This is a genomic window from Streptomyces sp. NPDC101178 (assembly GCF_044767965.1).
Lineage (GTDB): Bacteria > Actinomycetota > Actinomycetes > Streptomycetales > Streptomycetaceae > Streptomyces.
Window position 1 is genome coordinate 121,309 of sequence record NZ_JBIWOZ010000010.1, and the last position, 12,556, is coordinate 133,864.

At 72.5% G+C, this 12,556-nt stretch carries 12 protein-coding genes; 7 read left to right on the forward strand and 5 right to left on the reverse strand.

Going from position 1 to position 12,556, the window contains the following annotated elements; genetic code table 11:
- Positions 1-20 precede the first annotated feature (20 nt).
- Genes ACIRR8_RS27015 through ACIRR8_RS27025 form a run of 3 tightly spaced genes read left to right on the forward strand, consistent with a single transcriptional unit; the run spans position 21 to position 2,503 of the window.
- A complete protein-coding gene (locus ACIRR8_RS27015) occupies positions 21-617 on the forward strand; it encodes a DUF5998 family protein (protein WP_380949842.1) in 597 nt (198 codons plus the stop codon).
- Positions 617-1,804, forward strand: coding sequence for an alkaline phosphatase family protein (locus ACIRR8_RS27020; RefSeq protein WP_404069623.1), 1,188 nt, complete (start codon positions 617-619; stop codon positions 1,802-1,804). Before ACIRR8_RS27015 ends, ACIRR8_RS27020 begins: the two co-directional genes overlap by 1 nt.
- Positions 1,805-1,849: 45 nt before the next feature.
- Positions 1,850-2,503 carry a thymidine kinase gene (locus tag ACIRR8_RS27025; RefSeq protein ID WP_356749081.1) on the forward strand — a complete coding sequence of 218 codons (654 nt, stop codon included), beginning with the start codon at positions 1,850-1,852 and terminating at the stop codon, positions 2,501-2,503.
- A gap of 50 nt (positions 2,504-2,553) precedes the next feature.
- On the opposite strand, the gene ACIRR8_RS27030 is transcribed toward ACIRR8_RS27025, so the two are convergent.
- Complete coding sequence (locus ACIRR8_RS27030; protein WP_404069625.1) at positions 2,554-3,330, reverse strand: VOC family protein; 777 nt, start codon at positions 3,328-3,330, stop codon at positions 2,554-2,556.
- Positions 3,331-3,566: 236 nt separating this feature from the next.
- Here ACIRR8_RS27030 and ACIRR8_RS27035 point away from each other — a divergent pair, with 236 nt between their 5' ends.
- Positions 3,567-4,397, forward strand: a complete 831-nt coding sequence (locus tag ACIRR8_RS27035; RefSeq protein WP_404069627.1) for a sulfurtransferase — start codon at positions 3,567-3,569, stop codon at positions 4,395-4,397.
- Positions 4,398-4,469: 72 nt separating this feature from the next.
- On the opposite strand, the gene sepH is transcribed toward ACIRR8_RS27035, so the two are convergent.
- Complete coding sequence (gene sepH, locus ACIRR8_RS27040) at positions 4,470-5,537, reverse strand: septation protein SepH (RefSeq protein ID WP_404069629.1); 1,068 nt, start codon at positions 5,535-5,537, stop codon at positions 4,470-4,472.
- Between the two features lie 576 nt (positions 5,538-6,113).
- On the opposite strand from sepH, the gene ACIRR8_RS27045 reads away from it, so the two are divergent.
- Positions 6,114-7,187: a hypothetical protein gene (locus ACIRR8_RS27045; RefSeq protein ID WP_404069631.1), complete on the forward strand. Its 1,074-nt coding sequence runs from the start codon at positions 6,114-6,116 to the stop codon at positions 7,185-7,187.
- Between the two features lie 70 nt (positions 7,188-7,257).
- Here the strand turns inward: ACIRR8_RS27045 and ACIRR8_RS27050 are convergent, their stop codons facing one another.
- Complete coding sequence (locus tag ACIRR8_RS27050) at positions 7,258-8,580, reverse strand: D-arabinono-1,4-lactone oxidase (protein ID WP_404069633.1); 1,323 nt, start codon at positions 8,578-8,580, stop codon at positions 7,258-7,260.
- On the reverse strand, positions 8,537-9,784 hold the full coding sequence (locus ACIRR8_RS27055) for an MFS transporter (RefSeq protein ID WP_404069635.1): 1,248 nt from the start codon (positions 9,782-9,784) through the stop codon (positions 8,537-8,539). Before ACIRR8_RS27055 ends, ACIRR8_RS27050 begins: the two co-directional genes overlap by 44 nt.
- A 197-nt stretch (positions 9,785-9,981) precedes the next feature.
- Here ACIRR8_RS27055 and ACIRR8_RS27060 point away from each other — a divergent pair, with 197 nt between their 5' ends.
- Both ACIRR8_RS27060 and ACIRR8_RS27065 read left to right on the forward strand, forming a co-directional pair.
- Positions 9,982-11,109, forward strand: coding sequence for a ferrochelatase (locus tag ACIRR8_RS27060; protein WP_404069637.1), 1,128 nt, complete (start codon positions 9,982-9,984; stop codon positions 11,107-11,109).
- A 124-nt stretch (positions 11,110-11,233) separates the two neighbouring features.
- Positions 11,234-12,034, forward strand: a complete 801-nt coding sequence (locus tag ACIRR8_RS27065) for an inositol monophosphatase family protein (RefSeq protein WP_404069639.1) — start codon at positions 11,234-11,236, stop codon at positions 12,032-12,034.
- Positions 12,035-12,128: 94 nt separating this feature from the next.
- On the opposite strand, the gene ACIRR8_RS27070 is transcribed toward ACIRR8_RS27065, so the two are convergent.
- Complete coding sequence (locus tag ACIRR8_RS27070) at positions 12,129-12,302, reverse strand: hypothetical protein (RefSeq protein WP_356749066.1); 174 nt, start codon at positions 12,300-12,302, stop codon at positions 12,129-12,131.
- Positions 12,303-12,556: the final 254 nt, after the last annotated feature.

Consider the following 12,556-nt stretch of genomic DNA (forward strand, 5'->3'; position numbering starts at 1 on the left):
CCCACCGTAGGATGGTGCACATGGCAAAGACCGGTACGACGACCCAGGGGCTGCGCGCGGCGATCGAGCGCAGCGGCTACTACCCGGCCCTCGTGGCCGAGGCGGTCGAGGCCGCCGTCGGCGGGGAGCCGGTCGCCTCGTACCTGGTCCACCAGGAGACCACGTTCGACTCCAACGAGGTCCGCCGCCATGCCACGGTCCTGGTGCTGACCGAGAACCGCTTCATCGTCAGCCACACCGACGAGCAGGCCGCCGACACCAGCTCCCCGACGCCGTACGCCACCACCTCCACGGAGTCGGTCAAGCTCGACCGGATCTCCTCCGTCGTGGTCAGCCGCGTGGTGGCCAACCCGGAGAAGTACGTCGCGGGCACGCTGCCGCGCGAGGTCGTCCTCACCATCGGCTGGGGCGCGGTCTCCCGGATCGACCTGGAGCCCGCCGCCTGCGGCGACAGCAACTGCGAGGCCGACCACGGCTACACGGGCAGCTCCACCGCCGACGACCTGAGCCTGCGCGTCAGCGAGGCCGGTGACGGCCCCGACGCCGTCCGCCAGACCCTCGCCTTCGCCCAGTCCCTCTCCGAGGCCACGGCCGCCACCGCGGCGACCGGCCGGTGATGGCCCAGGCCGCCTGGCAGGACCCGGTCCCGCTCGCGCTCGACACCGCTCCCGTCCCGGCGTACGGCAGCGGCTCGCTCGCCGACCTGCTGCCGACGCTCGCGGCAGGGCAGGAGGTGGAGGGCCTCACCGCCACCATCTCCGAGCTGACGCCCGCAGACCGGAACTGCGTCTTCCTGATCGACGGCCTCGGCTGGGAGCAGATCAAGGCCCACCCCGGCGAGGCGCCCTTCCTCCACTCCCTGCTCCCCACCTCGCTCGGCAACACCGGCCGCCCCATCACCGCAGGCTTCCCCTCCACCACCGCGACCTCGCTCGCCTCGGTCGGTACGGGGCTGCCGCCCGGCGAACACGGCCTGCCCGGCTACACCGTGCGCAACCCGGAGACCGGCGCGCTGATGAACCAGCTCCGCTGGAAGCCGTTCACCGCGCCGAAGGTCTGGCAGCCCTACCCCACGGTCTTCCAGCTGGCCGACGCGGCGGGCGTGCGCACCGCGCAGGTCTCCTCCCCGGACTTCGAGCAGACCCCGCTCACCAAGGTCGCGCTCAGCGGCGGCTCCTTCCTCGGCCGGCTCTCCGGCGAGGACCGGATGGACACCGCCGCCCAGCGCCTCGCCGCCGGCGACCGCTCGCTCGTCTACACGTACTACAGCGAGGTCGACGGCAAGGGCCACCGCTTCGGCGTCGACTCCGACGCCTGGCGCGGCCAGTTGATGTACGTCGACGGCCTCGCCCAACGCCTCGCGGAACAGCTGCCTCCGCGCTCGGCGCTCTACATCACCGCCGACCACGGCATGATCGACATCCCGTTCGACGAGCAGTCCCGGATCGACTTCGACGAGGACTGGGAGCTGCGCGCCGGCGTCGCGCTGCTCGGCGGCGAGGGCCGCGCCCGCCACGTCTACGCGGTGCCCGGCGCCCAGGGCGACGTCCTGGCCGTCTGGCGCGAGGTGCTCGGCGAGCAGTTCTGGGTGGCGAGCCGGGACGAGGCGATCGCGGCGGGCTGGTTCGGGCCGGTGATCGACGAGCGGGTGTACGGCCGGATCGGCGATGTGGTCGCCGCCGCCCACGACGACGTCGTCATCACGGCGTCGGTCAACGAGCCGCACGAGTCGGCCATGGTCGGCATGCACGGCTCCCTGACCCCCGTCGAACAGCTCGTCCCGCTGCTCGAAGTACGCTCGTAACCGCGTTTCTCCCCCTCCGCTGTTCTGAAAGGTGCTCGACCCCTCATGCCCGAGCTGGTGTTCTTCTCCGGAACCATGGACTGCGGAAAGAGCACGCTGGCCCTGCAGATCGGTCACAACCGCTCCGCGCGCGGCCTCCAGGGCGTGATCTTCACCCGCGACGACCGGGCGGGCGAGGGCAAGCTCTCCTCCCGGCTCGGCCTGGTGACGGACGCCGTCGAGGCGGACGAAGGCATGGACGTGTACGCGCACATCGTCGACCGGATCAGCCGCGGCGGCCGCGTCGACTACGTGATCGTGGACGAGGCGCAGTTCCTCGCCCCGGCCCAGATCGACCAGTTGGCCCGGGTCGTCGACGATCTGGGCCTGGACGTCTTCGCGTTCGGCATCACCACGGACTTCCGCACCAAGCTCTTCCCCGGCTCCCAGCGCCTGATCGAACTGGCCGACCGGATAGAGGCCCTCCAGGTCGAGGCGCTCTGCTGGTGCGGCGCCCGCGCCACGCACAACGCCCGCACGGTGGACGGCGAGATGGTCGTCGAGGGCGCCCAGGTCGTCGTCGGGGACGTCAACCGACAGGCGGGCGAGGTCGGTTACGAGGTGCTCTGCCGCCGCCACCACCGCCGCCGGCTCACCGCGGAGACGGCCCGCGCGGGTACGCTCTCACCGGACGTGCTGCCGGTCGCCGCCGAAAGCTAGCCGCCCCGAAAGGGCTTCGGCCACCGGACGACCGTACGAGAGCTGGTGGTTCAGCCTTCGGACGACCGTACGATCGTGAAGGCGGCGCCCTCCGGATCCGCCACCGTAGCCAGCCTGCCGCTCGCCCCTTCGCGCGGCGGCTGCAGGATGTGCCCGCCCAGCTCCACCACCCGGGCGGCCGACTCGTCCACGTCGGCGACCTCGAAGTACGTCATCCAGTGCGGGCCGCGGTCGCGCGGCAGCGACTGGCCGACGCCGTGCAGCGCGGCCACCGGGACGCCGGCCAGGTGCAGGGTCTGGTAGTCGAAGTCGGCGGAGACCACCGCCTCGGTCTCGTAACCGAAGACCGTCTGGTAGAACTTCGCGACCATCGACGTCTCCCGGGTCACCAGCTCGTTCCAGACCGGGGTGCCGGGCACGCCGGCCGTCATGGTCCCGATGTGCTCCGAGCCCTGCCAGACGCCGAACACGGCCCCGCCCGGGTCCGAGGCGATGGCGAGCCGGCCCGCCTCGCCCGCGTCGATCGGTCCGACCGCGACCGTACCGCCGCAGGAGCGGATCGCCTCGGCCGTCAGGTCCGCGTCGTCCGTGGCCAGGTAGGTGGTCCAGGCGATCGGGAGGTGGCGGTCGGGCGGCAGCTGGCCGATGCCCGCGACCTCCTTCCCGTCGAGCAGCCCGCGGACGTAGGGGCCCAACTGGTCGGGTCCCGGTCGGAACTCCCAGCCGAACAGCGCCCCGTAGAACTCCTGGGTCGCGCTCAGGCCGTGCACGATCAGACTCACCCAGCAAGGTGTTCCGGGTGTGCGCCGGGCGGCAGCCTCGGTCATCGTCTTCTCTCTCCTCGGACCGTTGTGGGGCCGGACGGGGGAACAGGGTGCGTACGGCGCTCCCGGGTCAGGACGCGGTCCGCGTATCCCGTGGAGATGCTCGCACCACCCGGCGCCGGTGCGGCTCCGGCCGCGCCGCGCACTCCGGCTTCTCGACGAGTGGAGACCGCTTTGTTGCGATACGTCCGCCCAGGTATGGGTACGGGCGCCACGGCCTCTGCGCGAGGATGGCACCCATGAACCCCATCATCACCGCATCCGCATACGCGAGCGAGTCGGCGGGACCGCGGCCGCCGGTGCTCCTGGACGTCCGCTGGCAGCTGGGTGGTCCGCACGGCCGTCCCGACTACGAGGCCGGCCACCTGCCCGGTGCCGTCTTCGTCGACCTCGACACGGAGCTGGCCGGACCGGCGGGCAGCGGTGGCCGCCACCCGCTTCCGGACCCGGAGGCCTTCGGTGCCGTGATGCGCCGCGCCGGGGTCGGCCAGGACACCCCCGTCGTGGTCTACGACGGCGGCCAGGGCTGGGCCGCCGCCCGCGCCTGGTGGCTGCTGCGCTGGACGGGGCATCCGGACGTACGGGTCCTGGACGGCGGGCTCGCCACCTGGACCGGCGAACTCACCACCGAGATCCCGAACCCCGCCGAGGGCGATTTCCGGCCGATCCCCGGCGCCCTGCCCACTCTGGACGCGGATGCGGCCGCCGCTCTCGCCCGTACGGGACTGCTCCTGGACGCACGGGCGGCCGAGCGCTACCGGGGCGACGTCGAGCCGATCGACCGCGTCGGCGGCCACATCCCCGGCGCCGTCTCCGCTCCCACCACGGCGAACGTGGCCGAGGACGGCCGCTACCTTCCGGCCGAGCAGCTCGCCGAGCGGTTCACCGCGCTCGGAGCGGGGAAAAACGGCGATCCGGTCGGCGTGTACTGCGGATCGGGTGTCTCCGGAGCCCATGAGGTGCTCGCCCTGGAGATCGCCGGCATCCCCGCCGCGCTCTACCCCGGCTCCTGGTCCGAGTGGTCCGCCGACCCCGCCCGCCCGGTCGCCACCGGCCCCGAGCCGACCTGATAGGCGGGAGCACGGAGAGGGGCCCGTACGCCATGGCGTACGGGCCCCTCTCCCGCTGACCGGCACTCCCGGTCAGTCCTGCTTCTTGCGGCGGGTGCCGAAGACGATCTCGTCCCAGCTCGGCACGGCCGCCCGGCGTCCCGGCCGGACCCCGTCCGCCTCGGCCTGGCGGTCCGTCGTCCCGGTCAGCCGGTCGCGGTGACCGGCCACCGCCCTCGGCATCAGCACATCCGCGTACGCCGACCCGGCACCGGCCGAGGCCGCGGCGGCGGGCGGTTCGTCCGCCTCTGCCTCCTCGGCCGCAGGCTCCAGCGCGGGCGGCTCGGGCTGCGTGGGCCGCTCCGGCACGACCATGTCGCCCCGGAAGCTCGGCACCGCCTCCAGCAGGCTGGTCAGCGAGTCACGCTCACCGGCCGAGGCGCTGCTCACGTACTCCTCCGGCTCGGGAGCCGGTGCGGGCCGCTCGGTGTGGCGCTCGATCTGCCGGTCCAGCGTGCGGTCCAGCGGCCGGTCGCGCGGTAGCCGGGCGATCCGGGGCACGAACGGGAAGCTCGGCTCCGGCGCGGCCCCGTCGCTCTCGCCGATCAGCGAGCGCGCCTCGTCGTCCAGGGCCTGGACCAGCCTGCGCGGCGGATCGTAGGACCAGCTCGCCGAGTGCGGTTCGCCCGCCACCCGGTAGACGAGCAGGACCTCCCAGGTCCCGTCGTCACGGCGCCAGGAGTCCCACTGGACGGTCTCCTTGTCGGCGCCGCGCAGCAGCAGCCGCTCCTGCACCGCCTCGCCGAGCTGGGGGCCGGTGTTCTCGCCGGGACGGCGCACGGGAGTCTTCCGGGCCCGCTCGGCCATGAAGGCGCGCTCCGCGAGCACGGGGCCCTCGAAGCGGCGGACCCGGTCGACCGGGATACCGGCGAACTGGGCGACCTCCTCCGCGGAGGCACCGGCCCGTATGCGGGCCTGGATGTCGCGGGGGCGGAGGTGGCTCTCCACCTCGATCTCGATCTGGCCCAGCCGCGCGCGGTCGTTGCGCACGGCGGCGCGCAGCCGCTCGTCGATCGGAAGCGTGTATTCCGTGCTGTCCGCAGCCTTGAGCACCAGTCGTGTGCCGTCGTTGGAGACGGCCACGACACGCAGTTCGGGCATGGGGACCTCCCGGGTGGTGCCTGCCGACGTCACGTGCGTCGCTGCTTCCGCTAGTCGAGTGTGGCCTGCCCGGGTGCAGCCTGCCACAACCTTGCCAAGTTGCCCGGCGTGTCGGGCGCTCACCCTGGAACGCCACCATGACACGGTTGCCTCTTGCGTCCCAAAGTGGCCGATTTGGCCGCTCTGTTCAGCAAGCACCCGCGCACTATGTCGGCGCCGCCTGTTCGAGTGCCGCTGCCGGCCCCTCTCCCGTAGCTGCGGATCCCCACGTGGGAGTCCGCCCCAGGGCTCGTACGGTACTCCATTCGGGCCACTTGGGTGGACCGGCGCGCCGCCGAACTTCTCGGGTGGTGCGGGAGTTGAGTTACCCACTTCCCCGCGAAATGCCCTTGATGCGTGTTGTGCTTCACACAATCGCCGGAAGCGGAACTATCCACTTCGCTCATTTGTCCCTTCTTGTTGCATGGTGGGAGAGATGTCAAGCAGGGGCTGGTAATGGTTCAGAAGCCGGAAAGTGACATAGAACCCAAGGAAAGGCGCATCGATCTGAGTCTGCCGCAGGTCGCCGGGAGTGCCGTGGCAGCCGTCGCGGCAGCCGTGGCGGCCTCGCAGCTGGGCGTGTACGGCACCATCGCCGGGGCCGGCGTGATGAGCGTCGTCGCCACCTGCGGCGGCTCCGTCTTCCAGCACTTCTTCCGCCGCACCGGCGAGCAGATCCGCGAGGTGACGGTCCAGGTGACCCACCCGGAGGGCCGCCAGGTGACGGTGCACACCAAGGAGACGACTCCCTCGGCGCACAGAGCCGCCGAGCGGCGGCCGCGACCGGAGCCCGCGTCGGCTCCGACGGACGACGCCACCACGGTGCTGCCCACGGTCGACCCGGGCGCGGTTCCCGAGGTGGTCCCGGACGCCGCCCCGGACGCCGCCTCAGACGTGGAGAGCACGCAGCTGCTGAGGCCGGTCGCCGACCCGGACCGTACGCGGATGCTTCGGCCGGACCCGGACCGTACGCAGATGCTGCCGCAGGTCGGAGACCGGACGCAGGTGCTGCCACAGGCCGCCACCGGCGGCGCGTCCCCTGACGACGCGTTCACCGAAGGCACCACCCACGGCACCCGGCTGCGCGGCTGGAAGCGGCCCGCGCTCGCGGCCGCCGCGGTCTTCGCCGTCTCCATGGCAGGGATCACCGCCTTCGAGGTGTTCTCGGGCAACGACCTCAGCGGCGGCAAGGGCACCACGCTCGGCTCGGTCGTACGCGGTGGCGGCGACCGCGACTCCGGCCCGGCCGACCCCACGCCCTCCGGCGAGACCGGTCAGGACGGCGGAGAGGACCAGCGGCCGACGCCCGGAGACGGCGACGAGGACGGCAGCGGCACCGGTTCCGCACCTGCCACCGATCCGGGCGACGGCAGCAGCAGGAGCCCGGACCCCGGGACGGGAACGGGCGGCGAGAAGCCGGACACCGGGTCCACGCCCACGCCGACGCCTTCGGGCTCCGGCGACGGCCGGCCCACGCCCGCCCCGACGCCGACCCCGTCCGTCCCCGGCGACGGCGGGACCGGCGCCCCGGACCCGACGACCGGTACGGGCCCCGGCGGCGCACCCGGCCAGGGCGAGCAGGCCCCGCCCGCCGACGGCACCGGCGAGTGACGACGTACCGCAGGAGACGCCTCGGCCCCCCCTTGAGACGCTTCAAGGGGGGCCGAGGCGTACCGGGAGGTCACTCGCCGAGCACGCGCCGCAGGTAGTCGTTGCCGAACATGCGGTCCGGGTCGAGCCGGTCGCGCAGCGCGGTGAACTCGCCGAAGCGCGGGTAGACCTCCGCCAGATAGGCCGCGTCCCGGGTGTGGATCTTCCCCCAGTGCGGGCGGCCGGAGTGCGCGGTCATGATCCGCTCGACCGCCGTGAAGTACGAGCGGTGGGGCGTGCCCTTGTAGAGGTGGACGGCGATGTACGCGCTGTCGCGGCCAGAGGCCGTCGAGAGGGCCATGTCGTCGGCCGGCGCGGTGCGCACCTCGACCGGGAAGCTGATCTTCAGCGGTGAGCGCTCGACCATCGCCTTCACCTCGCGAAGCGCCGCCACGGCCTGCTCGCGCGGAACGGCGTACTCCATCTCCACGAACTTCACCCGGCGCGGGCTGGTGAACACCTTGTACGGGATGTCGGTGTAGGTCCGGGCGGACAGCGCGCGGCTGGAGAGCTTGGCGATCGACGGGATGGCCGGCGGGATCGCCCTGCCGACCGAACAGGCCACCTGGAAGACGCCGTTGGAGAGCAGCTCGTCGTCGATCCAGCTGCTCACCTTGTTGGGCGGGGCGGCCGGGCCGGCGCTGCGGTTGTTGCGCTTGGTGTTGCAGTTGCCGGTGTGCGGGAACCAGTAGAACTCGAAGTGCTCGTTCTCGGCGACCAGCTGGTCGAACTCGGCCGTGACCCGCTCGAAGGCCATCGGCTCCTCGCGGGCGGTCAGCAGGAAGACCGGCTCCACGGCGAGGGTGACGGCGGTGATCACACCGAGCGCGCCGAGCCCGACCCGGGCGGCGGCGAAGATCTCCGGGTTCTCGTCGGCCGAGCAGACCAGCACCGTGCCGTCGGCGGTGACCAGCTCCAAGGCGCGGATCTGGGCGGATATCGACGCCGAGTCACGGCCGGTGCCGTGCGTCCCGGTGGAGGTCGCGCCGGCGATCGTCTGCTCCATGATGTCGCCCATGTTGGTGAGCGAGAGGCCCTCACGGGCGAGCGCGGTGTTGAGGCGCTTGAGCGGAGTGCCCGCCTCCACGGTGACGGTCATGGTCGTGCGGTCGATGTCGCGGATGCCGGTGAGCAGGTCCGGGCGTATCAGCACGCCGTCGGTGGCGGCCGTCGCCGTGAAGGAGTGGCCGGTGCCGACCGGCTTCACCGTGAGCCCCTCCGCGTGCGCCCGGCGCACCACGTCCACCAGCTCGTCCACTGACGCGGGCGACTCGGCCCTGGCGGGCCGGGCGGTGACGGTCCCCGCCCAGTTACGCCACGCGCTCGTCGTCGTCCGTGCGTAGGTGTCGGTCATCTTCCCCGCGCCCTCCGGTAGGAGCCGGCTTCGCCAGCCGGCGGTACCCCAGGAACGCCACCGCCGCCGCGAGCGCTCCCGCCACGGCGGGCACCGCGTACCCCGCCTTCGCCCCGGCGGCGTCGACCACCCAGCCGGCGGCCGAGGAGCCGAGCGCCACTCCGACCGCGAGCCCGGTACTGGTCCAGGTCATGCCCTCGGTCAGCTTGGTGCGCGGTACGTGCGCTTCGACGAGGGCCATGGTCGTGACCATCGTCGGTGCGATGGCGAGGCCCGCGACAAAGAGCGCCACGGCCAGCAACGTAAGGTTCCCGGCCAGTTGGAGGGGGATCATACTCACGGCCATCGCGCAGACCCCCACCAGCCACCTGGTCGCGGGCCTCCCCTTCAGGTGCAGCAGTCCGAAGACGGCCCCGGCCAGGCAGGAGCCGAGCGCGTAGACGGCCAGCACGAGGGAGGCCGCCGCCTTGTGGCCGCTCTCCTCGGCGAAGGCCACGGTCACCACGTCGACGGCCCCGAAGATCGCGCCCGTCGCCACGAAGGTGATCACCAGGACCTGGAGACCGGGGGAGCGCAGCGCCGAGCCGCCGGTGTGGAGCGACTTCGGGTGCGGGATCGGCTCGGTGGCGCGCTGGGCGGTCAGCCAGAAGACGCCGACGAGGAGGAACGCGGCGGCGATCAGCGGGCCGGCCTCCGGGAACCAGGCGGTGGAGAGCCCGATCGAGATGATCGGGCCGAAGATGAAGCACACCTCGTCGACGATCGACTCCCAGGAGTACGCCGTGTGCAGCTCGCGGCTGGAACCCCGGTAGATCGCCGCCCAGCGGGCCCGGACCATCGACCCGACGCTCGGCACACAGCCCGCGCCCGCCGCGAAGACGAACAGCGTCCAGTCCGGCGCTCCCTGCTGCGCGCAGATCAGCAGCCCAGCCACCGCCGCCACCGCGACCAGCGTGGTGGGGCGCAGCACCCGCCGCTGGCCGTACCGGTCGACCAGGCGTGAGACCTGCGGACCGAAGACCGCGGCCGCCATGGCGAGCGTCGCCGTGAGCGCACCGGCCAGCCCGTAACGGCCGGTGAGCTGGGAGATCATGGTCACGACGCCGATGCCCATCATGGACAACGGCATCCGCCCGAAGAAGCCTGCGGCGGAGAACCCCTTGGATCCGGGGGCGGCGAAGATGGCGCGGTAGGGGCTGGGCAAGGAGGTACTCCGGTCGTGCCTGTCATGCGTGTAGCTGGCTGATACAGCTTACGGCCGGGCAGAGGTGCCGGACACCGGATCGCGAAGCGTGCGGAGGCGCGGAAGGGGCGTGCTGCCGTCAAGGGTTCCGGCCCTTCCCGACGGACCGTCGGATGTCGGTTGCCGCGCTGTCAGCGGCGGGTGGCAGGATCGGTGTCATGTCCGATCTGCGCGATCCCGCTCCCTACGACGCCCTGCTGCTGCTCTCCTTCGGCGGTCCCGAGGGCCCGGACGACGTGGTTCCGTTCCTGGCGAACGTGACCCGTGGCCGGGGCATCCCCGAGGAACGGCTCAAGGAGGTCGGGCAGCACTACTTCCTCTTCGGCGGGGTCAGCCCGATCAACGCCCAGAACCGTGCGCTGCTGGAGGCGCTGCGCAAGGACTTCGCCGACCACGGCCTGGACCTGCCGGTCTACTGGGGCAACCGCAACTGGGCGCCCTACCTCACCGACACCCTGCGCGAGATGACCGCCGACGGGCACCGCCGGATCGCCGTCCTCGCGACCAGCGCGTACGCCTCGTACTCGGGCTGCCGCCAGTACCGCGAGAACCTCGCGGAGTCGCTGGCCGCCCTGGAGGCGGAGGGCCTCGACGTGCCGCGCGTGGACAAACTGCGCCACTACTTCAACCACCCCGGCTTCGTGGAGCCGATGACCGACGGCCTGCTCGCCTCCCTCGCCGACCTGCCCGAGGACGTCCGTACGGGCGCTCACCTGGCCTTCACCACGCACTCCATCCCGGCCTCCGCCGCCGACGCCTCAGGGCCGGAGGAGGCGCACGGCGAGGGCGGTGCGTACGTCGCGGAGCACCTGGACGTGGCCCGGCTGATCGTGGAAGCGGTGCGCGAGCGGACCGGCGTCGAGCACCCGTGGCGGCTCGTCTACCAGTCCCGCAGCGGCGCCCCGCACACCCCGTGGCTGGAACCCGACATCTGCGACCACTTGGAGACCCTGCACGGCGAAGGCGTCCCCGCCGTCGTGATGGCGCCCATCGGCTTCGTCTCGGACCACATGGAGGTCCTGTACGACCTGGACACCGAGGCCACCGCCAAGGCCGCCGAGCTGGGTCTTCCGGTCCGCCGGTCCGCGACGGTGGGCGACGATCCGCGCTTCGCCGCCGCCGTACGGGATCTCCTCCTGGAGCGCGCGGCGCGTGAGCGGGGGCGTGAGGTGAAGCCGTGCGCGCTGGGCTCCCTCGGCTCGTCCCACGACCTCTGCCCGGTCGGCTGCTGCCCGGCCAGGGCGCCGAAACCGGCCGCTGCGGGCGCCGACAGCCCGTACGCGTGAAGCCCCTGCCGTACGTGTGACCCCTGGCGTCCCCGTACGCGCGAGGAGCCTTCCGTACGGGCGAAGAGTCTCCTCGTACGCGCACGCGCAAGCCCCTGTTCTCGTCGAGCCCCTGGGAGCCCCCGTGACCGACCCCGCCCTGTCCGAACTGCTCGACCTCGCCCTGGAGGCGGCCCGCCGCGCCGGAGCCCTGCTGCGGGACGGCCGTCCCGCCGACCTCGGGGTGGCCGCCACCAAGTCCAGCCCCATCGACGTGGTCACCGAGATGGACATCGCCGCCGAGAAGCTGATCACCGGCTACCTCTCCGACTTCCGCCCCGACGACGGCTTCCTCGGTGAGGAGGGTGCCAGCTCGCCGGGCTCCACCGGCATCCGCTGGGTCATCGACCCGCTGGACGGCACCGTGAACTATCTGTACGGCCTCCCCACCTGGGCCGTCTCCATCGCCGCCGAGCGCGACGGTGAGCGGGTCGTCGGCGTCGTCGCGGCCCCGATGCGCGGCGAGACGTACCAGGCCGTCCTGGGCGGCGGTGCGTACGCGAACGGCAACGCCCTGCGCTGCCGCCCGGCCCCGCCGCTGGACCAGGCCCTCGTCTCGACCGGCTTCAACTACGTCAGCGACGTCCGCGCCCACCAGGCGGACGTCGCCCAGCAGCTGATCCCGAGGCTCCGCGACATCCGGCGCGGCGGCTCGGCGGCCGTGGACCTCTGCGATGTGGCGGCGGGCCGGCTGGACGGCTACTACGAGCGCGGACTGCACCCCTGGGATCTCGCGGCCGGCGACCTCATCGCGCGGGAGGCGGGCGCGCTGACCGGCGGCCGTCCCGGGCTCCCGGCCGATGGCGACCTCACGGTGGCCGCCACCCCTGGTGTCTTCGAGCCGCTGCAGGCCGCGCTCGACGAGCTGGGCGCCTGGCACGACTGACCCGCCGAAGCCCTGGTGAGGGGTGTGAGGGCCGCGCGGCACAGCAGAGGGCCCCGGATGCCGTGACGGCATCCGGGGCCCTCTGCTGTGCGGCTCAGACGCTTGTGGCGCCGATGTGCACGCCGTGCTCGGCCGCGAGGCGGTGCAGGTCGTCCAGCTCGCCCTGCTCGACATCCGCCAGGAAGTCGTCGCCGTCCTCGCGAGCCCTCGTGAGGTCGGACTCGGTGGTCTTGATGCGGTGCAGCAGACCTGCGGTGAAAGCGTCCATGATGCGCCCCCTCATCGTGGGTCGGTGGCACGGGGGTGTGCCCGGAATGCCTCCGGCCGGGGAGCCGGAGGAGCGGGTGATCTCGCCGCTCTCCGGGAACGGAGACGGGGCCGTGGGATGCCACGGGCCGGGGCGTGATCGCGGGTGTGAACCCCTCTTCCCCATGCGCAGACTCAAGGAAACCTCAACTGACCGGTAATTCCGCGCCCTTCTCCGGTCGAGGGCGGCCCAGCGCCGTCTTACCGCCGGTTTAT